This is a genomic window from Pseudomonas sp. ADAK21, from assembly GCF_012935735.1.
In the GTDB taxonomy this organism is placed as follows: Bacteria; Pseudomonadota; Gammaproteobacteria; order Pseudomonadales; family Pseudomonadaceae; genus Aquipseudomonas; species Aquipseudomonas proteolytica.
Map to the genome: position 1 here is coordinate 982,405 of NZ_CP052857.1, position 23,553 is coordinate 1,005,957.

General features: G+C 57.9%; 16 protein-coding genes, 2 tRNA genes and 3 rRNA genes. 6 read left to right on the forward strand and 15 right to left on the reverse strand.

Going from position 1 to position 23,553, the window contains the following annotated elements; all coding sequences use genetic code 11:
* The 15 genes from tcuB to HKK57_RS04615 all read right to left on the reverse strand — a co-directional run bounded on the left by tcuB (window position 1) and on the right by HKK57_RS04615 (window position 17,575).
* Window positions 1-1,182 carry a tricarballylate utilization 4Fe-4S protein TcuB gene (gene tcuB, locus HKK57_RS04545; protein ID WP_169389829.1) on the reverse strand — a complete coding sequence of 394 codons (1,182 nt, stop codon included), beginning with the start codon at window positions 1,180-1,182 and terminating at the stop codon, window positions 1-3.
* Window positions 1,163-2,617 (reverse strand): FAD-dependent tricarballylate dehydrogenase TcuA, encoded by a 1,455-nt coding sequence (gene tcuA, locus HKK57_RS04550; RefSeq protein WP_169389830.1) that lies wholly within the window; start codon window positions 2,615-2,617, stop codon window positions 1,163-1,165. Before tcuA ends, tcuB begins: the two co-directional genes overlap by 20 nt.
* A gap of 148 nt (window positions 2,618-2,765) precedes the next feature.
* Window positions 2,766-3,686, reverse strand: coding sequence for a LysR family transcriptional regulator (locus HKK57_RS04555; protein WP_169389831.1), 921 nt, complete (start codon window positions 3,684-3,686; stop codon window positions 2,766-2,768).
* Between the two features lie 243 nt (window positions 3,687-3,929).
* A complete protein-coding gene (locus tag HKK57_RS04560) occupies window positions 3,930-5,675 on the reverse strand; it encodes an ABC transporter ATP-binding protein (protein ID WP_169389832.1) in 1,746 nt (581 codons plus the stop codon).
* 55 nt (window positions 5,676-5,730) lie between these two features.
* Window positions 5,731-6,678, reverse strand: coding sequence for an acetamidase/formamidase family protein (locus HKK57_RS04565; RefSeq protein ID WP_029298617.1), 948 nt, complete (start codon window positions 6,676-6,678; stop codon window positions 5,731-5,733).
* Window positions 6,679-6,738: 60 nt separating this feature from the next.
* The gene (locus tag HKK57_RS04570) at window positions 6,739-8,358 is read right to left on the reverse strand and encodes an ABC transporter substrate-binding protein (protein WP_169389833.1); all 1,620 of its coding nucleotides are present in this window, start codon (window positions 8,356-8,358) and stop codon (window positions 6,739-6,741) included.
* Window positions 8,359-8,387: 29 nt separating this feature from the next.
* Window positions 8,388-9,314, reverse strand: coding sequence for an ABC transporter permease (locus HKK57_RS04575; RefSeq protein ID WP_032867356.1), 927 nt, complete (start codon window positions 9,312-9,314; stop codon window positions 8,388-8,390).
* Window positions 9,315-10,163 carry an ABC transporter permease gene (locus HKK57_RS04580; RefSeq protein ID WP_092233774.1) on the reverse strand — a complete coding sequence of 283 codons (849 nt, stop codon included), beginning with the start codon at window positions 10,161-10,163 and terminating at the stop codon, window positions 9,315-9,317. It abuts the gene before it with no gap.
* Window positions 10,160-10,753: an ANTAR domain-containing response regulator gene (locus tag HKK57_RS04585; protein WP_029298625.1), complete on the reverse strand. Its 594-nt coding sequence runs from the start codon at window positions 10,751-10,753 to the stop codon at window positions 10,160-10,162. The genes HKK57_RS04580 and HKK57_RS04585 overlap by 4 nt, the downstream gene beginning before the upstream one ends.
* Window positions 10,750-11,889 carry a transporter substrate-binding protein gene (locus tag HKK57_RS04590; RefSeq protein WP_169389834.1) on the reverse strand — a complete coding sequence of 380 codons (1,140 nt, stop codon included), beginning with the start codon at window positions 11,887-11,889 and terminating at the stop codon, window positions 10,750-10,752. The genes HKK57_RS04585 and HKK57_RS04590 overlap by 4 nt, the downstream gene beginning before the upstream one ends.
* 465 nt (window positions 11,890-12,354) lie before the next feature.
* Window positions 12,355-12,470: ribosomal RNA gene (gene rrf / locus HKK57_RS04595) — 5S ribosomal RNA — on the reverse strand.
* Window positions 12,471-12,634: 164 nt separating this feature from the next.
* Window positions 12,635-15,526: ribosomal RNA gene (locus HKK57_RS04600) — 23S ribosomal RNA — on the reverse strand.
* A 247-nt stretch (window positions 15,527-15,773) separates the two neighbouring features.
* Window positions 15,774-15,849, reverse strand: a tRNA-Ala gene (locus HKK57_RS04605).
* Between the two features lie 30 nt (window positions 15,850-15,879).
* A tRNA-Ile gene (locus HKK57_RS04610) sits at window positions 15,880-15,956 on the reverse strand.
* A gap of 82 nt (window positions 15,957-16,038) precedes the next feature.
* Window positions 16,039-17,575 (reverse strand): 16S ribosomal RNA (locus HKK57_RS04615).
* Together the 16S, 23S and 5S rRNA genes with 2 tRNA genes alongside form the textbook arrangement of a ribosomal RNA operon.
* A gap of 485 nt (window positions 17,576-18,060) precedes the next feature.
* On the opposite strand from HKK57_RS04615, the gene HKK57_RS04620 reads away from it, so the two are divergent.
* The 6 genes from HKK57_RS04620 (at window position 18,061) to HKK57_RS04645 (ending at window position 23,528) form a co-directional block, all read left to right on the forward strand.
* Complete coding sequence (locus tag HKK57_RS04620) at window positions 18,061-18,930, forward strand: AraC family transcriptional regulator (protein ID WP_169389835.1); 870 nt, start codon at window positions 18,061-18,063, stop codon at window positions 18,928-18,930.
* 149 nt (window positions 18,931-19,079) lie between these two features.
* Window positions 19,080-19,409 (forward strand): hypothetical protein, encoded by a 330-nt coding sequence (locus HKK57_RS04625; RefSeq protein ID WP_169389836.1) that lies wholly within the window; start codon window positions 19,080-19,082, stop codon window positions 19,407-19,409.
* 29 nt (window positions 19,410-19,438) lie between these two features.
* On the forward strand, window positions 19,439-19,810 hold the full coding sequence (locus HKK57_RS04630) for a PH domain-containing protein (protein ID WP_029300265.1): 372 nt from the start codon (window positions 19,439-19,441) through the stop codon (window positions 19,808-19,810).
* 102 nt (window positions 19,811-19,912) lie between these two features.
* Complete coding sequence (locus HKK57_RS04635; RefSeq protein ID WP_070996893.1) at window positions 19,913-20,692, forward strand: AraC family transcriptional regulator; 780 nt, start codon at window positions 19,913-19,915, stop codon at window positions 20,690-20,692.
* A gap of 101 nt (window positions 20,693-20,793) precedes the next feature.
* Window positions 20,794-21,699, forward strand: coding sequence for an aromatic amino acid exporter YddG (yddG, locus tag HKK57_RS04640; protein WP_169389837.1), 906 nt, complete (start codon window positions 20,794-20,796; stop codon window positions 21,697-21,699).
* Between the two features lie 26 nt (window positions 21,700-21,725).
* On the forward strand, window positions 21,726-23,528 hold the full coding sequence (locus HKK57_RS04645) for a B12-binding domain-containing radical SAM protein (RefSeq protein WP_154907808.1): 1,803 nt from the start codon (window positions 21,726-21,728) through the stop codon (window positions 23,526-23,528).
* The last annotated feature ends 25 nt before the right edge of the window (window positions 23,529-23,553 follow it).

Consider the following 23,553-nt stretch of genomic DNA (forward strand, 5'->3'; position numbering starts at 1 on the left):
TCATTCACCGCCAAGGCCAAGGTTGTTGGGCCGGCGCTTTTCGATGGTGAACTTCAGCAGTGCTGCGCTGCGGAACAGGCCATGTGCGAACTTCCCGTAGGGCAGTGTGATGAACAGTGCCATGACCGTGCCCAGGTGGATCGCCAGCAGGATCGCCATCGCCGCGGTATCTCGCAAGCCCAGCAGCGCAAGGCCAGTGGCGCTGACCAACAGCAGCAGCAGGATGAAGGCCCGGTCCATTGGGCGCTGGGCAACATCACCCTGCTCCGGCGAACGGCGAAAGTTCATCACCAACAGCCCGGCCGGCCCGACAATCAAGCCAATGCCGCCCAAGGTTCCGAGCAGCACCGGGGCACTCAACAGCGCATACGGAGCCTGCAAGCCCAGCAGGTAGTGATACCCGGTGGCCACCGCCGTGGCGGCAAAGCACAGCATAAATCCGTAGAAGGTGAAGTGATGGAAGCGCCGACGCCAGAGCGTGTAGCGATCATCGGTGTTGTTGCAGCCCTGGCCGTGCCCACCGTCCAGGTACTTCAGGGTCAGTACCGCGCTTGATGCCTCAAGCACCGCTCCCTTAGCCGGTTGCCCCAGCGCATCGGCAGGCGAGACCGAGCGCCAGAAGCGGCGCAATGCAATGATCAACGCCAGACTCGCGGCAGCGAAGACACTGCCGAACATCAGCGCTAGGGTGTTGTGCGGGAAGATCGCATAGAAATTCCCTGCCAAGCGACCGGGCAGCAGCGTGCCGTTCATGAACAAGGTCAATAGCAGGAACAGCGACAGCGCCACAGCCAATGCACTGACGACATAGGTGCCATTGTGACGATACAGCCGTCCGAAGAGCGACGGCCAGGCGTACTCGGCGTAGGTCTGCCCGCGGACCTTGGCCATCGCCTGTGGCACATTGACGGCGAACTCGTGGGGCTGCGCATACTGGCAGGCATGCAGGCAAGCACCGCAGTTGTGACATAGGTTGGCCAGGTAATGGATGTCGGCCTTGCCGAACTCCAGCCTGCGGGTCATCGCGGGGAATACCGCGCAAAAGCCCTCGCAATAACGGCAGGAGTTACAGATCCGCATCTGCCGGTCTACTTCCTCCTCCTCCAAGTTCAACACCTGGATCAATTCGAGGGTCGGCTTGGCAGGATCATGCATGCGTGGGTTAGGCAGTTGCGCGGTCATGGCGATTCTCTTCTTTTGGATATTCGTGACCTACCGCAGCCGCGGCGCTGGTCCCGGCGATGCGGCCGAAGGCGGTGCCGATGGACATGCCTACGCCAGCCGTGTAGCCCTTGCCCAGCACGTTGCCCGCCATCATTTCGCCGGCAACGAACAGGTTCGGGCTGGGTCGCCCGTCGAAATGGACGGCAGCAGTTTCATCGGTGCGCAGCCCCAGATAAGTGAAGGTCACGCCAGGACGCAGCGGGTAACCGTAGTAAGGAGGCGTATCGATCGGACGCGCCCAGTGGCTTTTCACCGGCTGCAAACCTATGGTGTGACAGTCGTCCAACTGGGTGTGATCGAAGGTGCCCACCTGGCAGGCTCGGTTGTAGGCGCGCACGGTTTCGACGAAAGCTTGCACAGGCAAACCGAGCAAGCCGGCCAGCGCCTCCAGGCTATCGGCGGTGGTGCCAGGAAACACTGGCGGCATGAAGCGGCCGAGGGCTTTCTGGTCGATGACCGAGAACCCCACCTGTCCAGGTTGATGGGCCACCAGACGCCCCCAGATGGCATAGCGCTTGGGCCAGAAATCCTCGCCTTCGTCGTAGAAGCGCTGACCGTCGCGATTGACCACCACGCCCAGCGACACACAATCGATACGTGTGCAGATACCACCGTCGTACAGCGGTGCGCGGGCATCAATCGCCACCATGTGCGCCTGTGTCGGGTCGCCAATCGTGTCGGCGCCCTTTTCGATCATGCGGCGCAACAGGACCCCATCATTAAAGCGCGTACCGCGAATCAGGAAATTATCCGAAGGCCACTCCCCTCGCTCGTTCTGCCCCCAAGCCTCGCGCAACCATTCTCGGTTGGACTCGAAACCACCGGCGGCAAGCACGCAACTGCGTGCCTCGATGCGCTCGGATGAAAGCTGCCGCCCCTGAACCTCGCGCGACGGCACGTGGACCGCAACGAAGCGTCCGTCCTGCAGTTCGATGTCGGCTACAGGCGTGTCATAGCGAATCTGTACCCCGAGGTTCTCGGCACTGCGAAAATAGGCGTTGATGAGCGCCTTGCCTCCACCCATGAAGAAGGCATTGGTGCGTGCGGTGTGTAGCGCGCCAGACAACGATGGCTGAAAGTGCACACCGTGACGGCGCATCCAGTCGCGGCAACTAGAGGAAGCGCGAATCACCAGACGCGCGAGCTTTTCGTCAGTTTCGCCTCCGGTGACCTTCAGCAAGTCCTGCCAGAATTCTTCTTCCCCGTACGCCTCGACCAGCACATCCTGCGGAGCATCATGCATGCACCGCAAGTTACGCGTGTGTTGAGAGTTGCCACCCCGCCAGGCGCGGGGCGCCGCCTCGAGCAGCATCACGCTGGCCCCGGCCTCTCGCGCCATCAGCGCGGCACAGAGGGCAGCATTGCCCCCTCCGATTACAAGCACATCGATCATTTCGCCTCCAGGTCACTAGGAGCCGAATGTTCGGATGCTCCTCGTGACCATGGACTCTATTGAATGCACGGAGGACGCGAAACGCGATTACCGAGGGGGGGCGTTCAGTTTTTCTAAAGGGTATGGGCGACTGGACCCGCCGACGGGGTCACAGCAAGGAGGCCCCAGGCCATTGGCCTTGTTCAACCAGATCCCGAGCGACCTCTTGTAGGACGATGCGTGTCGCCAATGCGGCCGGCGAAAGCTCGTCATCGGTCAGGCTGACGATCACATTGCGACGCTGCGCCTGTGCTTCATCGATGGCAAACACGTGCAAGCCCGCCTGATGCGCCCGGGCCACGGTTGCGCCCGGCTGGATGGTGGCAGCATGACCTGCGCAGACACAGTCCATCAACAGTGACAGACCATCGACCTCCATGAGGATGTTGGCCTCAAGCCCGGCCCGCTCTAAGATCGAGCGCAATGTCGTACGCAGTCCATGTTGTGGGCTGGGCATCACCAACTGCAGCGTAGCGATCTGTTGCAACGTAAGGGCCTCGCCCCAATCGGCCTTGACCAGGGAGGGAGGAACCAGAACGAACAGCCGCTCCTTGAGCAGCGGCCGGACATCCAGCCGAGGTCCCGCCTCCGCTTGGAACAGCACCGCCAGGTCAAGGTGCCTGGCATTGAGTTGGTTCATCAGGTAGCCCGATAGCATTTCCACCAGATGCAGACGGATATCGGGATAGCGCTCGCGCATCCTGTCGATCAACGCCAAGCCAAGAATAGATGCGGTGGTCGGTGCCAGTCCAACGCTAGCATAGCCGCTCATACGCCCGCTTTGCGCCGCAAGGACAGCATGCTCCGCCTGGCGAAGCGCCAGGCGCGCATGATATTCGAACGCCAGGCCCGCCGCCGTCGGTGAGACGCCGGTGCTCGAACGCGTCAACAATCGAGTACTGACCTCGCTCTCCAACTTCGACAATTGCTGACTCAAGGCAGAGGCGCCGACACCAAGCTCGAGCGCAGCCCGGCCAAGGCTGCCGTATTCCAATACACTCAGAAAATAACGAAGTTGGCGTAACTCCATACAAGTCTCTTTCAGCAATAGGGGGTTAGTCTGCAATCATTCTAAAAGTACTTAGACCATATGGTCGGCTGCGCTTCATCGATGTGACGCTACGGTGATTTGACTCCACCGATACTGGACAGGAGTGGGAGAATAACACCGAGGTGAGCTACGTCTTCCAGACGTGCCTGGATATCTTTGTCTGCCCCCTCCCCACCACCAAGAAATACCGGCTCGGCATCGCTGAAGATGGTTCGCCAACGACTACCCCACCGCCACCCAATGCCCCCCGCCCACATCGTGAAATTTCTGCCTCGCGGCTTCAAACCCCTTGCCCTTGATCGGGCTGGGTTGCTCGAACTCTTGCAGCAACGCCTTGAAGTCGCGCTTCTGATCGACATCTGGCATTGGCACCGCGCTAAGCAGGCGTTTGGTGTAGGGATGCTGGGGGTTGTGCAGCACGTGATCACGGCGGCCGATCTCGACTATCTGGCCGCCATACATCACCGCGACGCGATGGCAGATGCGCTCGACCACGGCCATGTCGTGGGAAATGAACAGGTAGCTGAGTCGATGCTGTTCGCGCAGGTGTTCCAACAGCTCAAGCACTTGGGCCTGCACTGATACGTCGAGGGCGGAGACGGATTCATCGGCGATGATGACTTTGGGGTTGAGCGCCAATGCGCGGGCAATGCAGATACGCTGGCGTTGCCCGCCCGAGAACTGGTGCGGGTAGCGGTACATGGCGTCAGCCGGCATATCGACCTGGCGTAACAGTTCGGCGACACGTTCCTGTCGTTGCGCCAGTGGCAATTGGTCATGGATCAACAGCGGTTCGCCTACCAGCTCCAGGATGTTTTTGCGTGGGTTCAGGGCCGCGTAGGGGTCTTGGAAGACCATTTGGATATCGCGGCGCACGGCCTGCAGTTCGGCGCCGTGCAAGCCGTTCAACTCTTTGCCAAACAACTGCACGCTGCCTTGATAGGCCAGCATATTCATCAGGGCCTTGCCGGTGGTGGATTTACCGCAGCCGCTCTCCCCTACCAACCCCAGGGTTTCGCCTTGGCGCAGTTCAAAGTTGAGCCCTTCTACCGCGTGCACCTGTTTGTCTTCTTCGAACCAGCCCATGCGTACAGGAAAGCGCACGGATAAGTCGCGCACCTGCAAGACCACCGGTTGCTGGCTGACGTCGCCCGGCTGGCCCGCCGTGCCCAGCACGGGCACCGCCGCGAGCAATTTACGGGTGTAGTCGGCCTGAGGCTGGGTGAATAGCTGGCGCACGGGCGCTTGTTCTTCGGTGCGGCCATGGTTCATCACCACCACCTGGTCGGCCATTTCAGCGACCACCCCCATGTCGTGCGTGATCATCAGCAAGCTGGTGCCGTAGACCTGTTGCAGTTCGCGCATCAGTTCCAGGATCTGCGCCTGGATGGTCACGTCCAGCGCGGTGGTCGGCTCATCGGCGATCAGCACTTTGGGCCGACAGAGCATGGCCATCGCGATCATCACACGCTGGCGCATGCCACCGGACAGCTCATGGGGATACTGCTGCAGGCGTTTTTCCACCTGCGGCATGCGCACCGATTCAAGCATCTCCCGGGCGCGCTGGCGCAGGGCCTGACGCCCCAGCGGTGCGTGCCGGCGCAGCGTTTCCTGCAGCTGTTGGCCTACGGTCATCAGCGGGTTGAGCGACGTCATCGGTTCCTGGAAAATCATGCCGATCTGTTTGCCGCGCAGGCGTTGCAACTCGCGCTCGGGCGCGCCGATCAAGTCGCGCCCTTCAAAGCTGATCGCGCCTTCGGCCACCCGGACCGCCTTGGGCAACAGCCCCATGATCGCCAGCGACGACAGCGATTTACCACTGCCGGACTCCCCGGCGATACACAGTGTCTGGCCGGCGAACAGGTCGAAGCTCAGGTGATCGACCACGCGCCGGGAGCTGGCCCCCATGCCGACATCGATGGACAACTGCTGCACCGACAAAATCGGCTGGGAGGTCCCGTTACTCATCAAAGCTCCTCACGCGTGAAGCGATAAACGCCAAGTCGTTGGCGATGAACAGCCATCAGGCAAATACGATTTTCGGGAAGTAGAACGACACGACCCAATTGGGCAGGTCGACGATCTCGCTGATGCGCAAATCGCCACACACCGAACACAACATGTACGCCTGCTCGGCGGGCATGTGGTGCTCACGGCACAGCCAGTCGATGGTGTTGCTGACGGCCTGACGTGCGGCTTGCATCAAGTCCGGGCCGATGCCGGTGAAGGCTTCGTAGCCCGCACCGTCCAGGTGACGGGTCACGGGGCCTGGGGTGCTGAAGCGCGGTGTTGCCAGGGGGGTGTTCTTGATCAGGTCCAGCTTCACCACCACATCCATTGCGCTTTCGATCGCGGTGCCGCACACCTCACCATCGCCTTGCGCCGCGTGGGTATCGCCAATCGACAATAAAGCGCCGCTGACCTCCACCGGCAGGTACAGCGTAGTGCCGGCCGACAGGTCGCGGATGTCCAGGTTGCCGCCGACCCGGCGCGGTGGCACCACCGAGTGCAAGCCCGCCAACGCCGGCGCAAGGCCGATGGTGCCGGCAAAGGGCTTGAGCGGCACTTTGGCGAAATCACTGAAGGCCGCCGGGCTCAGGGCCACTTTGTCGTAGTGCCACAGCACCAGGGCGGGGTCCGTGAACTGGTCCGCAAGCAGGCCAAACCCCGGGATGTTGGCTGTCCAGCCGAAGCCGCTCGGCTTGAAGCTGTCGAGGGTGATTTTCAGCACGTCGCCAGGCTCGGCACCCTCTACAAAAATCGGCCCGGTGACAGGGTTGATCGTATCGAACGGCACCTTGCCGACATCGTCTACCGTCGATTGCGGCGTGAAGAAGCCGTTGGACGAATCGCGGCAGCAGAACTCCAGCATGGCACCTGGCGCCACCCGGGCGGTCGGTTCGATGCTGTTGTCCCAGCCGAAATGGCTGTTGACGCTGTGAATGGTCTTGACCAGGCAGTTCTGGCACATAGGGAGAAAACTCCGCGTAAAGACCACGCCCGGAAGGCGTGGTGGCAGGCCGGCTGCGCTTTATTTCAGGTAGATGTAGTTGTAGTTGACCGGGATGTGCACCGGATCGACATACAGTGCGTCACTGCCGCCCATGCGCGAGGAGCGCACGGTGAAGCGCTGTTCGTTGAAGATCGGGACCCACGGCGCATCGGCCATCACATCGATGAAGATCTTCTTCCACAGCGCAGTCCGCTCGGCCTGTTGCTCCGGCTTGGCCATGCTGTCGGCCTTGGCGGCCAGCGCGTCCAGGTTCTTGTTGCAATACAGCGCCCAGTTCCAGCCACCGTCCACCGCACTGTCACAGCCCAGGATCGGCCCGTAGAAGTTCGAGGGGTCCGGGAAGTCGGCAATCCAGGCCATGCCGCCGGACCACACCATCGGCGCCTGATCCTTGGAACCGCCTGCCGCAATCACGTTGGCCTGCGCCAGGGACTTGATCTTCACACGCACCCCGACCTTCGCCAGGTCTTGCTGGATAGCCTGGGCGATACGCGGCTGCGGGTCGGTGTTCATCACGTACATCTCGGTGTCGAAACCCTTGTCGAAACCGGCTTCGGCCAAAAGCTTCTTCGCGCCTTCGATATCGTAGGCGTAGCCTTTGTAGTCCTTGTCGTAGCCCGGCATCGCGGGCGGCAGCGGCTGGTTGGCCGGGACCGCACGGCCGTTGATGATGCGCACGATGCGATCCTTGCTGATCGCCATGTTCACCGCCTGGCGCACCTTGAGGTTGTCGAACGGCGGCAGTGTGGTTTTCAGGGTCAGGTAGCCGGTTTGCAATTGATCACCGGTGACCACCAGGCTCTTGAACTTGGGGTCGTTCTTGAACTCGAGGAACTTGGCCGGCGGTACACCGTCGCCCGCGATGTCGACCTCGCCCTTCTGCAAGCGCAAGAGCGCGACCATCGGATCCTGGCCGACCTCAAAGGCGATCGAGTCGAGGTGCGGCAGGCCCTCCTTGAAATAGTCCGGGTTCTTCTTGAACAGAATCTGCTGCCCCAGCTTCCACTCCGCCAGGCTGTAGGCACCGGTGCCCACCGGGTGTTTGCCGAAGTCGGCGCCCCACTTCTCGACCTCCTCCTTGGGTACGACAAAGGAAAAGTTGATCGCCATCACCTGCAGGAACGTCGCATTTGCCGACTTGAGCGTGATCTTGACGGTGTAATCGTCGACGACCTCAATGCCCGCCAACTGCTCGGCCTTGCTGGCCGCCATGTCTTCATAGCCCACGATCGAACTGAAGAAACCCGCACCCGGGCTCTGGGTTTTCGGGTTGACGGTACGCTCCAGGGAGTACTTCACGTCGCTGGCCTTGAGTTCGCGACCGTTGTGGAACTTCACGCCTTTCTTCAAGGTGAAGGTATAGACGGTGCCATCCTCGGAGATGCTGTAGTCCGAAGCCAGGTTCTTGGTCAGTTCAGTGGTACCTGGCTTGTAGTCCATCAGCCCGTCGAACAGGCTTTTGATCATCGACCAGTTCTGCCAGTCATAACCGATGGCCGGGTCGAGGGTGGCCACGTCGTTTTGATAGGTAATCACCGCGGCGCCACCGTCTTTGGCGTTTGGATCAAAGTCATCGGCCAACAGATTGCCGGCAAACAACGCAGCCGCGATGGCCAAGGATAATGCTTTGCGATTCATGCTCCAGCCCCTTACCTATGGTGATGTTCCTAGTGTTTTTTGATGTCGATACGCGGGTCGACCCAAGGGATCACCAGGTCGGCGACCAGGTTGCCCAAAACGATTGCCACCGCTGAAACCGTGGTCACCCCGACAATCACCGGGATGTCGACTTGCTGGATCGCCTGCCATGTCAACTGGCCAATTCCCGGCCAGCCGAAGACCGACTCGACCACCACCAGCCCGCCCATGAAGATCCCAATATCGATGCCGATCATCGGAATCACCGGCACGATGGCGTTAGGCAGCACATGCCGTAAAACCACGCGTACGCGGCTCAAGCCCTTGGCCCGGGCGGTGCGGATGAAGTCTTGGTGCAGCACCTCGATCATTGAGGAGCGCACCATGCGCGAGTACCAGCCGCTGCCGAGAATGCCCAGGGTCAGGGCCGGCAACAGCAGGTGTTCGAAGCCGCCATAACCGCCCATGGGGAACCAGTCCAACTGCACGGCGAAGAAGTACAGGAACAGCATCGCCGCGATGAACTGCGGGGCCGATACGCCAATGAACGAGAGGGCCATCAAGGCTTTGTCGGCCCAACTGTCGCGGCGCAATGCAGCGATCACGCCGAGGCTGATACCAATCAGCAACTCGAAACCGATGCCCGCGGCCATCAATTCCAGGGACGGACGCAAGCGCGCGCCGATCAGTTCCGTCACCGGGCTGCGCTGGATGTAGGAGCGCCCGAGGTCGCCCTGCACCAGGTTGCCCAGGTAATTGGCGTACTGCTGATAGAACGGCAGGTCGAGCCCTAGCTGCATGCGGATCCCGGCCACCACTTCGGGCGTGGCGCTACGCCCGGCAATCTGACGTGCCGGGTCAGCAGGCAGCATGAACAGCAGCAGGTACGTGATGAAGGTCACGCCAAGCAGGATCAACAGCGAGTAGCCGATGCGACGACTGATAAAGGCCAACATTCAGCTTCTCCCTTGCAGGGTAGGATCGAGTTCGTCGCGCAGGGCATCGCCCACCAGGTTGAATGCCAGCGACAGCAGGACAATCGCAATGCCGGGGAAAAACACCAGCCACGGCGCCGAGGTGAAATAGGTCTGGCTCTCGAAAATGATGTTGCCCCAGCTCGGCGTTGGCGGTTGGACTCCCACGCCCAGGTACGACAAGGTGGCTTCCAGCAGCACTGTGGTGGAGATGCCCAGGGTGGCCCAGACGAGGATGGTCGGTAGCAGATGAGGCAGCAGGTGAGAGAACAGAATGCGCAGCGAGCTGGCTCCCAGGGTTCGCTCTACGGCCACAAAGTCACGGGCGCTCAGGGCGATGGTTTCGGAGTAGATCACCCGGGCGATCTGTACCCAGTTGACCATGGCGATCACCAACGCAACGATCCACACGCTGGGCTGGAAAATCGCCGACAGCGCAATCGCCAGCAGCAAGGCCGGGAACGCCATCATCAAGTCAGTGAAGCGCATCAGCGTGCTGCCCACCCAGCCACGCAGGAAGCCCGCGCTCAGCCCCACCAGCGTGCCGATCAGCACCGCCAGGCCATTGGCGAGCAAGCCGATGAACAACGACGTCCGTGCGCCATAGATCAGCCGCGACAGCAGATCACGGCCGAGTAGATCGGTGCCCAGCAGGTATGGCGTATCGGGGGGCAGAGGCGCGCCTTCCAACGACAGGCCTTCGACAAATTGCTCGGATGGATCGTATGGGCTCATCCACGGTGCAAACAACGCCAGTAACACGACAATCACGATGTACAACAGCGACAACGCCACCGCCGGACGGCGAACCAAGGCACGCAACACCTTCATAGCTGGCCCCTGCTCGGTTGCAGGCGATCTGCCGCCATCTCAGCACACAAGTCATCCAGGCTACGGTTCAAGTGCATGGACAGGCTGCGCAGGCGCTCATAGGCCGCGCGCTCATCGATCTGCTGCTCAACCATCAACCGCGCCAACGCCTGGGCCAGCAGCGGCCGTGCCAGGAGTCGCTGTTGCAGCGCTTCAATGGTGCGGCTGTCGCTATCAAGTCGTTCACGCAGACCGATCGCCATCATCAGCGTGGTGTAGACCGAACCTTGGGTGATCGGCTTGTTCAGCAACGCGGTCGCCCCCAACTCAATGGCGCGCTGGATGTGCGACAGGGTTTCGTGGGAGGTCAGCGCCACAATGGGCACGCCGGCAGCGCTCAGGCGTTGCAGGGTGGTGGGGCTGGCGAAGGGTTCCAACTCGACGATGGCAGCAAAACAACCATCGAGCGAATCATCCGCGTCCTCAAACAACTCCTGCGCGGTGATGCCCAGCCGCTGCAAGCTCTTGTGCAGGTTAGCCAGGCTGCGCGGCTCGCAGTCGATCAACAGCAACCGACCCGCTTCAAAGTCTGGGCGTTTGAACAGGCTCATTTGACGATCCTCAGGCGGGGTGCGGGTGCAACTGCGCGCAGACGTTGAAATTCACTCAGGTCGGTGGCGGTCAGGTAAGGGTCGGCCGGCAGTGGCCGTGCCTCACTGTGCAGGACGACGAAGCGGCCCGCGCGCAGCTCAGCAATATGGCAAGGCTGGCTGCTGTGGTTGTTGCGCTCGGCGATGGCCAGGGTGCCGAACACGCTGTCCTGCGGGTGGTCGTACACGTAGCGGCAAATACCCTCGGGGTCATCGCTGCCACACTGGTCCAGCGCCCGGGCAAACAGGTGCAGGGCTACGTACATCCCGGTGTAGAAGTGCGAAATCGGGTGCACCCCATGCAGCATGTGCTGCTGCTGGCTGAACGCAGGGGCGACCTCTTCAAAGAACGGACCGCATGACAGCAAACGCAGGCTGCGCAGGTCGCCGACGTCACTCAATTCGGCCTCGGTCAGGTTGCAGCTCAACACCGGCAGGCTCCAGCCGACGGAGTTGCACGCGGCATCCAACTGCCGCAAAAAGGCGTAGGAGGACTTCCCGATCAAGTTGTTGAGAATGAACGCCGGCCGTTCTACCAGCAACGTCTGGATCAACTCACTGAAAGGCGTTGCGTCCAGATGGATGTAGCGCTCCAGCAACACATGGGCGCCGGCCACTTCGAGCACTTCCCGGGCGACCCGATTACTTTCCCAACCCCAGCTGTAATTCGACCCCAGCAGCACGGCGCGCTTGCCAAACGTCTGCAGGGCGTAGCGCAACAAGGGGATCAACGTCTGGTTCGGGCAACCGCCGAGATACAGCACATGTTCGCTGCTCTCGAACCCCTCATACGGGCAGGCGTACCACAACAGACCGGCGTTCTGCTCCAGGTCCGGAATGATCTCCTTACGACTGGCGGAGGTAGTGGTGCCGAAGATGTGCCGTACTCCGCACTGCATCAACTCAACAGCCCCTTCGCTGTACCGGTGCAGAACGCCTCGTGGATCGCGGTGGGTGGCCTGCAGGATAAAGTCATAGCCAGGGTTGCTATTGATTTGCGCGAGCGCGTGGGTTGCCCCGGCCAACGCATTGCGCCCAACACTTTTGTAAGTGCCCTCGGTGGAGAGCAACAGCCCAACCTCAATGGTACGACGCATCTATTTTCCCCAAAAAAAAACCTGATCGACCAGGGGACTGGTCAATCAGGCTTCATTACCTGGCGCTCAAGGCGTGCGATGTCTGTCGGCAAGACTTAGTGGCATGGCCAGGCTTGCTCGTGGTTATCGCTATGAAATAAGCGTGCCATCTTTACAGTGGCGTGGGAGCTGGGGCTTTTCGGAATGTACAGAGGGCGCGTCGGCACTGAGTTGGAACACAGTGGCGGTTCTGAGCTTCACTAGAGTGCACAGCAGATGGGGCAGACTTGTACTGACTTCGGGCGAGACTCTTGCGTACAGATGTAACGTTAATTCCCAAGCTGTTGCCGGCGCCTTTGCCCGAGTGCGGCAATACGAGACAAGTTGGTGGTATCGAATCTTGCTGCTGGAAACTTGCCGCAGTGCCTTTTCGACCGCCCAAAACAAAACCCCAACTGCTTTCGCAATTGGGGTTTCGGAATTTAATCTTGACGATGACCTACTCTCACATGGGGAAACCCCACACTACCATCGGCGATGCATCGTTTCACTACTGAGTTCGGGATGGGATCAGGTGGTTCCAATGCTCTATGGTCGTCAAGAAATTCGGGTACTGAGTCGTGACCAGTTGGCCTCGCTTCAGCAAATTGGGTATGTAATAGAATTCGGTGTTTTGTAAGATCGAACTTTCGGTTCATTTCGTCTTCACACACCGCAATCTGGCTCTGCTCTTTATTCAAGAGTAGTCAAATTGCTTGGGTGTTATATGGTCAAGCCTCACGGGCAATTAGTATTGGTTAGCTCAACGCCTCACAGCGCTTACACACCCAACCTATCAACGTCGTAGTCTTCGACGGCCCTTCAGGGAACTCAAGGTTCCAGTGAGATCTCATCTTGAGGCTAGTTTCCCGCTTAGATGCTTTCAGCGGTTATCTATTCCGAACATAGCTACCCGGCAATGCCACTGGCGTGACAACCGGAACACCAGAGGTTCGTCCACTCCGGTCCTCTCGTACTAGGAGCAGCCCCTCTCAAATCTCAAACGTCCACGGCAGATAGGGACCGAACTGTCTCACGACGTTCTAAACCCAGCTCGCGTACCACTTTAAATGGCGAACAGCCATACCCTTGGGACCGGCTTCAGCCCCAGGATGTGATGAGCCGACATCGAGGTGCCAAACACCGCCGTCGATATGAACTCTTGGGCGGTATCAGCCTGTTATCCCCGGAGTACCTTTTATCCGTTGAGCGATGGCCCTTCCATACAGAACCACCGGATCACTAAGACCTACTTTCGTACCTGCTCGACGTGTCTGTCTCGCAGTCAAGCGCGCTTTTGCCTTTATACTCTACGACCGATTTCCGACCGGTCTGAGCGCACCTTCGTACTCCTCCGTTACTCTTTAGGAGGAGACCGCCCCAGTCAAACTACCCACCATACACTGTCCTCGATCCGGATAACGGACCTGAGTTAGAACCTCAAAGTTGCCAGGGTGGTATTTCAAGGTTGGCTCCACGCAGACTGGCGTCCACGCTTCAAAGCCTCCCACCTATCCTACACAAGCAAATTCAAAGTCCAGTGCAAAGCTATAGTAAAGGTTCACGGGGTCTTTCCGTCTAGCCGCGGATACACTGCATCTTCACAGCGATTTCAATTTCACTGAGTCTCGGGTGGAGACAGCGCCGCCATCGTTACGCCATTCGTGCAGGTCGGAACTTACCCGACAAGGAATTTCGCTACCTTAGGACCGTTATAGTTACGGCCGCCGTTTACCGGGGCTTCGATCAAGAGCTTCGCGTTAGCTAACCCCATCAATTAACCTTCCGGCACCGGGCAGGCGTCACACCCTATACGTCCACTTTCGTGTTTGCAGAGTGCTGTGTTTTTAATAAACAGTCGCAGCGGCCTGGTATCTTCGACCGGCATGAGCTTACGGAGCAAGTCCTTCACCCTCACCGGCGCACCTTCTCCCGAAGTTACGGTGCCATTTTGCCTAGTTCCTTCACCCGAGTTCTCTCAAGCGCCTTGGTATTCTCTACCCAACCACCTGTGTCGGTTTGGGGTACGGTTCCTGGTTACCTGAAGCTTAGAAGCTTTTCTTGGAAGCATGGCATCAACCACTTCGTCACTCAAAGAGTAACTCGTCATCAGCTCTCGGCCTTAGAATCCCGGATTTACCTAAGATTCCAGCCTACCACCTTAAACTTGGACAACCAACGCCAAGCTGGCCTAGCCTTCTCCGTCCCTCCATCGCAATAACCAGAAGTACAGGAATATTAACCTGTTTTCCATCGACTACGCTTTTCAGCCTCGCCTTAGGGACCGACTAACCCTGCGTCGATTAACGTTGCGCAGGAAACCTTGGTCTTTCGGCGTGGGTGTTTTTCACACCCATTGTCGTTACTCATGTCAGCATTCGCACTTCTGATACCTCCAGCAAGCTTCTCAACTCACCTTCACAGGCTTACAGAACGCTCCTCTACCGCATCACCCGAAGGTGATACCCGTAGCTTCGGTGTATGGTTTGAGCCCCGTTACATCTTCCGCGCAGGCCGACTCGACTAGTGAGCTATTACGCTTTCTTTAAAGGGTGGCTGCTTCTAAGCCAACCTCCTAGCTGTCTAAGCCTTCCCACATCGTTTCCCACTTAACCATAACTTTGGGACCTTAGCTGACGGTCTGGGTTGTTTCCCTTTTCACGACGGACGTTAGCACCCGCCGTGTGTCTCCCATGCTCGGCACTTGTAGGTATTCGGAGTTTGCATCGGTTTGGTAAGTCGGGATGACCCCTAGCCGAAACAGTGCTCTACCCCCTACAGTGATACATGAGGCGCTACCTAAATAGCTTTCGAGGAGAACCAGCTATCTCCGAGCTTGATTAGCCTTTCACTCCGATCCACAGGTCATCCGCTAACTTTTCAACGGTAGTCGGTTCGGTCCTCCAGTTAGTGTTACCCAACCTTCAACCTGCCCATGGATAGATCGCCCGGTTTCGGGTCTATTCCCAGCGACTAGACGCCCTATTAAGACTCGCTTTCGCTACGCCTCCCTATTCGGTTAAGCTCGCCACTGAAAATAAGTCGCTGACCCATTATACAAAAGGTACGCAGTCACCCAACAAAGTGGGCTCCCACTGCTTGTACGCATACGGTTTCAGGATCTATTTCACTCCCCTCTCCGGGGTTCTTTTCGCCTTTCCCTCACGGTACTAGTTCACTATCGGTCAGTCAGTAGTATTTAGCCTTGGAGGATGGTCCCCCCATATTCAGACAAAGTTTCTCGTGCTCCGTCCTACTCGATTTCATGACTAAGAGATTTTCGCGTACAGGGCTATCACCCACTATGGCCGCACTTTCCAGAGCGTTCCGCTAATCTCAAAGCCACTTAAGGGCTAGTCCCCGTTCGCTCGCCACTACTAAGGGAATCTCGGTTGATTTCTTTTCCTCAGGGTACTTAGATGTTTCAGTTCCCCTGGTTCGCCTCTTACGCCTATGTATTCAGCGTAAGATAACCATCTTATGATGGCTGGGTTCCCCCATTCAGACATCTCCGGATCAAAGTCTGTTTGCCGACTCCCCGAAGCTTTTCGCAGGCTACCACGTCTTTCATCGCCTCTGACTGCCAAGGCATCCACCGTATGCGCTTCTTCACTTGACCATATAACCCCAAGCAATCTGGTTATACTGTGAAGACGACATTCGCCGAAAATTCGAATTTCTCAACTAAGAGAACTCACAAATTTTACCTTAGCCTGATCCGTTACCAGTGAAAGTAACGTTCAGTCTATCTTTCTATCACATACCCAAATTTTTAAAGAACGAACTAGTCAAAGACTAGAAATCAACATTCACCATCACAACGATGGAATGCTCATTTCTAAGCTTTATACAAACAGAAGCAGTAGTGGTGGAGCCAAACGGGATCGAACCGTTGACCTCCTGCGTGCAAGGCAGGCGCTCTCCCAGCTGAGCTATGGCCCCGTATTTCTACAGGCGTTTCCCACACAAAATTGGTGGGTCTGGGCAGATTCGAACTGCCGACCTCACCCTTATCAGGGGTGCGCTCTAACCAACTGAGCTACAGACCCAATTTCGGGCTGCTTCTTTTCGTCTTCTTCAATGAATCAAGCAATTCGTGTGGGAACTTATGGAGCAGCTGATGTCGTCGATTAAGGAGGTGATCCAGCCGCAGGTTCCCCTACGGCTACCTTGTTACGACTTCACCCCAGTCATGAATCACACCGTGGTAACCGTCCTCCCGAAGGTTAGACTAGCTACTTCTGGTGCAACCCACTCCCATGGTGTGACGGGCGGTGTGTACAAGGCCCGGGAACGTATTCACCGCGACATTCTGATTCGCGATTACTAGCGATTCCGACTTCACGCAGTCGAGTTGCAGACTGCGATCCGGACTACGATCGGTTTTGTGGGATTAGCTCCACCTCGCGGCTTGGCAACCCTCTGTACCGACCATTGTAGCACGTGTGTAGCCCAGGCCGTAAGGGCCATGATGACTTGACGTCATCCCCACCTTCCTCCGGTTTGTCACCGGCAGTCTCCTTAGAGTGCCCACCATAACGTGCTGGTAACTAAGGACAAGGGTTGCGCTCGTTACGGGACTTAACCCAACATCTCACGACACGAGCTGACGACAGCCATGCAGCACCTGTCTCAATGTTCCCGAAGGCACCAATCTATCTCTAGAAAGTTCATTGGATGTCAAGGCCTGGTAAGGTTCTTCGCGTTGCTTCGAATTAAACCACATGCTCCACCGCTTGTGCGGGCCCCCGTCAATTCATTTGAGTTTTAACCTTGCGGCCGTACTCCCCAGGCGGTCAACTTAATGCGTTAGCTGCGCCACTAAGAGCTCAAGGCTCCCAACGGCTAGTTGACATCGTTTACGGCGTGGACTACCAGGGTATCTAATCCTGTTTGCTCCCCACGCTTTCGCACCTCAGTGTCAGTATCAGTCCAGGTGGTCGCCTTCGCCACTGGTGTTCCTTCCTATATCTACGCATTTCACCGCTACACAGGAAATTCCACCACCCTCTACCATACTCTAGTCAGTCAGTTTTGAATGCAGTTCCCAGGTTGAGCCCGGGGATTTCACATCCAACTTAACTAACCACCTACGCGCGCTTTACGCCCAGTAATTCCGATTAACGCTTGCACCCTCTGTATTACCGCGGCTGCTGGCACAGAGTTAGCCGGTGCTTATTCTGTCGGTAACGTCAAAACAGCAAAGTATTAATTTACTGCCCTTCCTCCCAACTTAAAGTGCTTTACAATCCGAAGACCTTCTTCACACACGCGGCATGGCTGGATCAGGCTTTCGCCCATTGTCCAATATTCCCCACTGCTGCCTCCCGTAGGAGTCTGGACCGTGTCTCAGTTCCAGTGTGACTGATCATCCTCTCAGACCAGTTACGGATCGTCGCCTTGGTGAGCCATTACCCCACCAACTAGCTAATCCGACCTAGGCTCATCTGATAGCGCAAGGCCCGAAGGTCCCCTGCTTTCTCCCGTAGGACGTATGCGGTATTAGCGTCCGTTTCCGAACGTTATCCCCCACTACCAGGCAGATTCCTAGGCATTACTCACCCGTCCGCCGCTCTCAAGAGAAGCAAGCTTCTCTCTACCGCTCGACTTGCATGTGTTAGGCCTGCCGCCAGCGTTCAATCTGAGCCATGATCAAACTCTTCAGTTCAAACATCTTTGGGTTTTTAAGAAACCCTAAACTTGGCTCAGCAATCGTTGGTTACATCTTTGATTTCTCGCGGAGTAACTTGTGATGCTGATAATCTTGCTGACTATCAGTCTGACTCCACAAGCACCCACACGAATTGCTTGATTCAGTTGTTAAAGAGCGGCTGGTTAAGATCTTTCGTCTCAACCGAGGCGCGCATTCTACAGCAGCCTCATTTGCTGTCAAGTGGTTATTTTCAGAAGCTTTCGAGGTTTTCCTCAACAACTTCAACCACTTGCGCTTCCGATCTCTCGTCAGCGGGAGGCGAATAATACAGGATTAAAACACGTGGTCAACCCCCGCCTGAAAATTCTTTGCAAAGCGCCTGAGTTGCCATCATGAAACGTCCTAGACAGCCCAAGCACTACCTCAGCAAGCACGGCTAGGCGCGGGCATGCGGGAATCCCTGACGCTATGGCCTACCGAACTCCAGGAGCCTCCATCCAGTGTCTGACTTGTCGAGCAACGCCGCCTACACACAACGCTTCAATGCAGTCCTCACCTATATAGAAGCCAATCTCGAAGGTGACCTGTCCGTGAAGGCGTTGAGCCAAGTGGCGAATTTTTCGGCGTTTCACTTCCATCGGCAATTCACTGCCTTCGTCGGCGTACCAGTTTCACGCTACGTGCAATTGATGCGGCTACGACGCGCGGCGCATTGCCTGGCCTCCACCCGGGGTTACTCGGTACTGGAAGCATCCTTCGGTGCAGGTTTCGAAAGCCCCGAGGCTTTTTCCAGGGCATTCCGGCGAGCGTTCGGTATGGCACCGAGTGCGTTCAGGAAGCAGCCCAGTTGGCAGGTCTGGAGTTCGGTGTTCACCATCCCTCACTTCTCAAGGAACATCATCATGCACGTACGAATCGTAGAGTTTCACCCCGTCAGAGTGGCAACACTCGAACACTGTGGCGCTCCCGGGCTCGTTAGCGAGAGTGTGCGCAGGTTTTCCGAGTGGCGCATGCGCAGCGGGCAGTCGCCCGTGCAATCAAGTCGCAGCTTTGGCATTCCTTTCGGCAACCCCGATACAACCCCGCCCGAAGCATTCCGGTTTGCTCTCTGCGGCGAAATTAACGAAGCCGTGGCCGCAAATGAGTTCGGCGTAACCGAGCGCGTTATCCCAGGAGGACGTTGCGTTGTCGTGCGCCACGTGGGCTCGACGGACCACATCGGCGAGACCATCTACCCGATCTATCGCGACTGGCTACCCACCAGCGGCGAGGAACTGCGCGACCACCCCCTGTTCTTCGATTATCTGAGCGTTTATCCCGAGACCCCGCAGGATCAATGGCAGACTGACATATATGTACCCCTGCAATAACGCGCCACCCACCTACCGCCACATCCAATTTAATCTATACAAATCAAGCCATTAATGCTTTAAAGAAAGACCTTGAAACTCAAGGTCTTTTTTTCGCCTGCAGAAAAATGACCACCCCCGCCGCACTCCATAGGAGAGGACCCAGGACCATGGAATTGACGCTCGAAGCCGTTGCTCTATTCGCCCTCAAACTGGTGCATGAGACCGAAGATGGCAGCCCGATCCTGCGCGACGATCTGGTCATGGACGGTTACGAGCGGGAGGTGTTTGGATTGTTGGTGCGCAGTGGCGACCTGCCAACCATCCAACGCAAGCTAGATGAATGCACCAAGCAGGCCCTGGCGACCTTGGGCGGAGCCGACACGGTGTTGGGCCGCGAGCTGCAAAAGCTTATGACTGACGTCCAGCAAGCCTCGACACTAGAGGAACTCAATCCCCCACTCGAAGCACTCAAGGACTACCTCAAGGCAATCCTGTAGCACCCTCCCAGCCCCCCAAGGACCGTCCAATGATCGACTTCAACAACAAAGGCTTCTTCAAACTCAAGCAAAACAACGAGTATGCCGAACGCGTTGCTTCGCTGTTGCTCGATGACGAACAAGTAGTCGATGCCTATAAAGCCATGCGCGACGGCGTGGTGTTCACCACCAAACGCATCATCGCCGTGAACGTACAAGGCATCACCGGCAGCAAGAAAGACTTCACCTCCCTGCCCTACAAGAACATCGTCGCGTACTCGGTGGAAACCTCCGGCACGTTCGATCTGGATTCGGAGTTGGAGATTTACTTTTCATCGCTGGGCAAAGTGAAGTTCGAGTTCACCGGCAAAACCTCGATTGTCGAAATCTCCAGGCTGATCTCTAAACATCTGTTGGGATGATCGGCTGGCAATACTCCCAGCGGTTGCCAACTGTTTCATTGCTCTGGCTCCCAGCCCGATGGCTGACGTAGGATAAGTGCTTCAGCCCAAGGAGCGTCACGGATGAGCGCCACTCCCCCCCAATCGTTCTCTCTGGCGCTGCGCTCTTATTCCGGGCAGATCGAGCTGCACGAGCACGATTTTCATCAAATAGTCCTCCCCCAATCCGGGTCGATGGAGATTGAGGTCGACGGATGGGGTGGCAAAGTCGATGCGAGCCAGGGCGTGGTGATTGCCGCCGGCGCCCGGCATACGTTCCTGGCCAATACCCGTAACAGTTTCCTGGTACTGGACGTGTTGATGCCGCCTGCCGAACAACAGCAGCCAAGCACCGCGCAGCTCCTGGATCCGCTCCATGACAAACGCTTTTTCGCGGTCCGCCCCCAGATCCGGCATTTACTCGACTACGCAAACAACAACGGAACATGGCTGGTCAACTCACCAGAAATGGCCCAGTCATGGAGCCATTTGCTGTTGGGCTCATTGCTGCAACCCGACGCCCCGCCGAACGACCCCGGGCAACTCATTCTCGCCAGGGCGCTGACCTACATCGAACAGCACCTGAGTATGCCCCTGACAGTGCATGACATTGCCCGATACGCGGGCACCAGCGAGCGGCGCTTGTATGTACTGTTCGGACAACACCTGAAACGAACCCCGTTCACCCACATCGCGACCTTGCGCCTGAACCTGGCCGTCGATCTGTTGCGCCAGACCTCGCTGTCGATCATTGATATTGCGCACCGCGCCGGTTATGCCGATCAGAGTGCGTTGAGCCATGCCCTGAAGAAAGCCCGCAACCTCACCCCGGCGGCTGTGCGTAAACAAGCACGCGATCATTGAAAACAGCAGGCCTGAACATTTTTTTGGCAGGCCCGATCAATACGCGCCCCTCGAAACTTTTTTATTGTCCCGGCATTAGGATCATCTAAAGACGGGGCCGCATGAGCACTTCCAACGCATCCTTCACCCTTGCCAAGGGCGCCGCAGGTGCCACCCTGATTGGGGTCATTGCAGTGTTTTTGTGGGCGTGCCTGGCACTGTTGACCACATTGACCGCAGGAATCCCGGCTTTTCAGTTGCTGGCATCGAGTTTCGCCGTCGCATTCGTGGCAAGTCTGTTGATGCTGGGTATGCGCGGCGCTGAGGGGTTCAGCAGTTGGCGCCAGCCTTGGTACGTGTGGGCAACGGGCTTCGCCGGCATCTTTGTCTATCACTCTCTGTATTTTTTCGCCCTGAAGGCCGCGCCGGCGGCTGAAGCCAGCCTTATTGCGTACCTGTGGCCGCTGCTGATCGTCCTGCTGTCGGGGTTTTCCACTGGAGAGTCGCTGCGCAAGCGCCAACTACTGGGGGCATTGCTCGGTCTGGCAGGGACGGCCTTCATCATGCAACAGCGCGCCCAGGGTGAAAGCCTGGCGATGCCGATTGTCGGTTACGCCGCTGCCTTTGCCTGTGCCTGGGTCTGGTCGATTTACTCGGTGGTGAACCGGCGCTTCAGCAATGTCCCCAGCAGCATCATCGGCGGCATTTGCGGGTTGGTCGCAATCGCCGGATTGCTGTGCCACCTGGCCTTCGAAACCACAGTGCAGCCTGGCGCGGGCCAATGGGCGGCAATCGTCGCGATGGGGCTCGGCCCGGTAGGCCTGGCCTTTTTCGCATGGGATCACGCAACCAAGCACGGCAACCTGGCGATGCTTGGCGCCTTGTCTTACCTGGCGCCGCTGTTCTCCACACTGCTGCTGATTGCCGTAGGGCAAAGCGACGCCAAGCCGATCCTGCTGCTCCCTGCCGCGTTAATCATCGCAGGGGCCGTCATTGCCACTTCACGCTCACGCAAAACCTCACGCTGATATCGAGCCCCCCAGGAGATAGACAAATGGATTTGATCGCTTCGCAAGATACCGTGAGGATCGAGAGCTGCGGCCCAGGTTTTTCGGTTGCGCCCACACGGCCCTTGCTCAGTCACCTGGGACAGCCATCGTTACTGAGCAGCCGCACCGGCATCCGCCGGCGTGCCAATGGCGAAGCCCCTCGCGTATTGTTGTTTGTTCCCCCTTACACGCGCCTGATCGAGCCCACGCTGGACGACAGCGCATTCGCCCGCATCGGCATTGATACATTTGAAGTCATGAAACGTGCCGGTACCCCCATCGGTCTGTTGCGCATCGCCACCGTCGCCCGGCGTGCGGGTTATGAGGTGCAGATTGTCGATGCGCCCTTTGCCGGCTGGTCCCAGGAGTCCAGCCTGGTCAAGGTCGACCAGGGCCACCTGATCCGCTACGGCCTGACCGATGCGCAGATGCGCAAGATCATCGAAACCGCGCAGCCCGATATTGTCGGCATCCAATGCAACTACACCGTGCAATGGGGCAATGCCCGTGCACTGGCTGAACTGGTAAGGAATATCGACCCCAATCTGGTCCTGGTAACCGGCGGTGCTCATTCCAGTGGCGATTGGAAAAACGCGCTGCTGGATTCGGCCTTCGACTTTGCACTGATCAACGAAGCCGACCGCGCCTTCACACTGCTGCTCGATGCCTTGACCCACGAGGGCACCGACATCAATGCCGTGCCTGGCGTGGCCTACCGCGACAGCCGTGGGCAACTGGTTCGCCCTAGCCACAAGTCCAGCTATCTGAGCATCGTCCCCAAGCGCCAGGACCTCGACGAGCGGCTTGGCCTGATGCCCTTGCCGGATTTCAGCTTCCTGGACATGAACCATTACCTGCAGCCCTACCACTCCTCCGGAGCACGGGTGCGCAAGTACGGTGCCTGGGCGCAGATATTCTCCACGATTGGCTGCAACGTGAACTGTAACTTCTGCTACATCCCGAAAATCAATGGCCCTTGGCGCGCCCTGGGCCTCGACTGGTTTGACCTGCACTTGGCCGACTTGGTCAAGCAAGGCGTGACCGAGGTGTTGATCGAGGACGATCACCTGATGCACGACCCGCTGTATGCCATGGAGGTCGGTCGGCTGCTGAAAAAACATGACTTGCCCTGGGTTGAGGAAGGCGGGTTGAGCCTCTTCAACCTGATCCTGCTGCACCTGGGTGAGCGTTTTATCGCCCAGATGGACGAAAAGGAGCGCAAGAACCCCCAATATCGCAATGTGATCGAAGCGGTCAAAGGAGGACTGACGGCAAGGGAGTTCATTCGCTCGATTGCCGAAAATGGCTGCTACAACATCTACCTTGCGGTGGAGAGCGCTAACGAGGACGCCCTGCTCAACTCCAACAAGTCCCGACTCAACGCCATTCAACAATCAACGTTCGAACTCATCGAAATCTTTACCGAATACGGGATTCAAGTTACTGGCGGCTTCATGCTGGGGTTCGTCAACCCGCCTGCGGGGCCTGGGCAAAAACCTTTTGTAGAAAGCCTGGAACTGATCGACCGGACCATCGATTACGCCGTCAACCTGATGGGCGCCGGCATGGCCTATGCCAACCCGTTTATCGTCACCCCAATTCCCGGGACGCCGATGTGGGAGTACCAGCAGCAATTTGTCGTGCGTCACTACGACAACGGCTGGTCCCATGAAAAAGCCACCATGGCAACCGATCAATGGAGCGCCGAGGCTATCGAAAAAGCCCGCATGGAGTTGCTGGTCAGGGCCAATGGCGCAGACCGTGTCAGGGAGATGGTGCGTCGAGGCACCTGGCCCGTAGACGCTTGATATTGGGGTTGAAACTTATCTGCGC

Bases quoted from the DNA above. Each gene is read 5' to 3' on its own strand.
- tcuB (WP_169389829.1), bottom strand. From the start codon at position 1,182: ATGACCGCGCAACTGCCTAACCCACGCATGCATGATCCTGCCAAGCCG.
- tcuA (WP_169389830.1), bottom strand. From the start codon at position 2,617: ATGATCGATGTGCTTGTAATCGGAGGGGGCAATGCTGCCCTCTGTGCC.
- HKK57_RS04555 (WP_169389831.1), bottom strand. From the start codon at position 3,686: ATGGAGTTACGCCAACTTCGTTATTTTCTGAGTGTATTGGAATACGGC.
- HKK57_RS04560 (WP_169389832.1), bottom strand. From the start codon at position 5,675: ATGAGTAACGGGACCTCCCAGCCGATTTTGTCGGTGCAGCAGTTGTCC.
- HKK57_RS04565 (WP_029298617.1), bottom strand. From the start codon at position 6,678: ATGTGCCAGAACTGCCTGGTCAAGACCATTCACAGCGTCAACAGCCAT.
- HKK57_RS04570 (WP_169389833.1), bottom strand. From the start codon at position 8,358: ATGAATCGCAAAGCATTATCCTTGGCCATCGCGGCTGCGTTGTTTGCC.
- HKK57_RS04575 (WP_032867356.1), bottom strand. From the start codon at position 9,314: ATGTTGGCCTTTATCAGTCGTCGCATCGGCTACTCGCTGTTGATCCTG.
- HKK57_RS04580 (WP_092233774.1), bottom strand. From the start codon at position 10,163: ATGAAGGTGTTGCGTGCCTTGGTTCGCCGTCCGGCGGTGGCGTTGTCG.
- HKK57_RS04585 (WP_029298625.1), bottom strand. From the start codon at position 10,753: ATGAGCCTGTTCAAACGCCCAGACTTTGAAGCGGGTCGGTTGCTGTTG.
- HKK57_RS04590 (WP_169389834.1), bottom strand. From the start codon at position 11,889: ATGCGTCGTACCATTGAGGTTGGGCTGTTGCTCTCCACCGAGGGCACT.
- HKK57_RS04625 (WP_169389836.1), top strand. From the start codon at position 19,080: ATGGAATTGACGCTCGAAGCCGTTGCTCTATTCGCCCTCAAACTGGTG.
- HKK57_RS04630 (WP_029300265.1), top strand. From the start codon at position 19,439: ATGATCGACTTCAACAACAAAGGCTTCTTCAAACTCAAGCAAAACAAC.
- HKK57_RS04635 (WP_070996893.1), top strand. From the start codon at position 19,913: ATGAGCGCCACTCCCCCCCAATCGTTCTCTCTGGCGCTGCGCTCTTAT.
- yddG (WP_169389837.1), top strand. From the start codon at position 20,794: ATGAGCACTTCCAACGCATCCTTCACCCTTGCCAAGGGCGCCGCAGGT.
- HKK57_RS04645 (WP_154907808.1), top strand. From the start codon at position 21,726: ATGGATTTGATCGCTTCGCAAGATACCGTGAGGATCGAGAGCTGCGGC.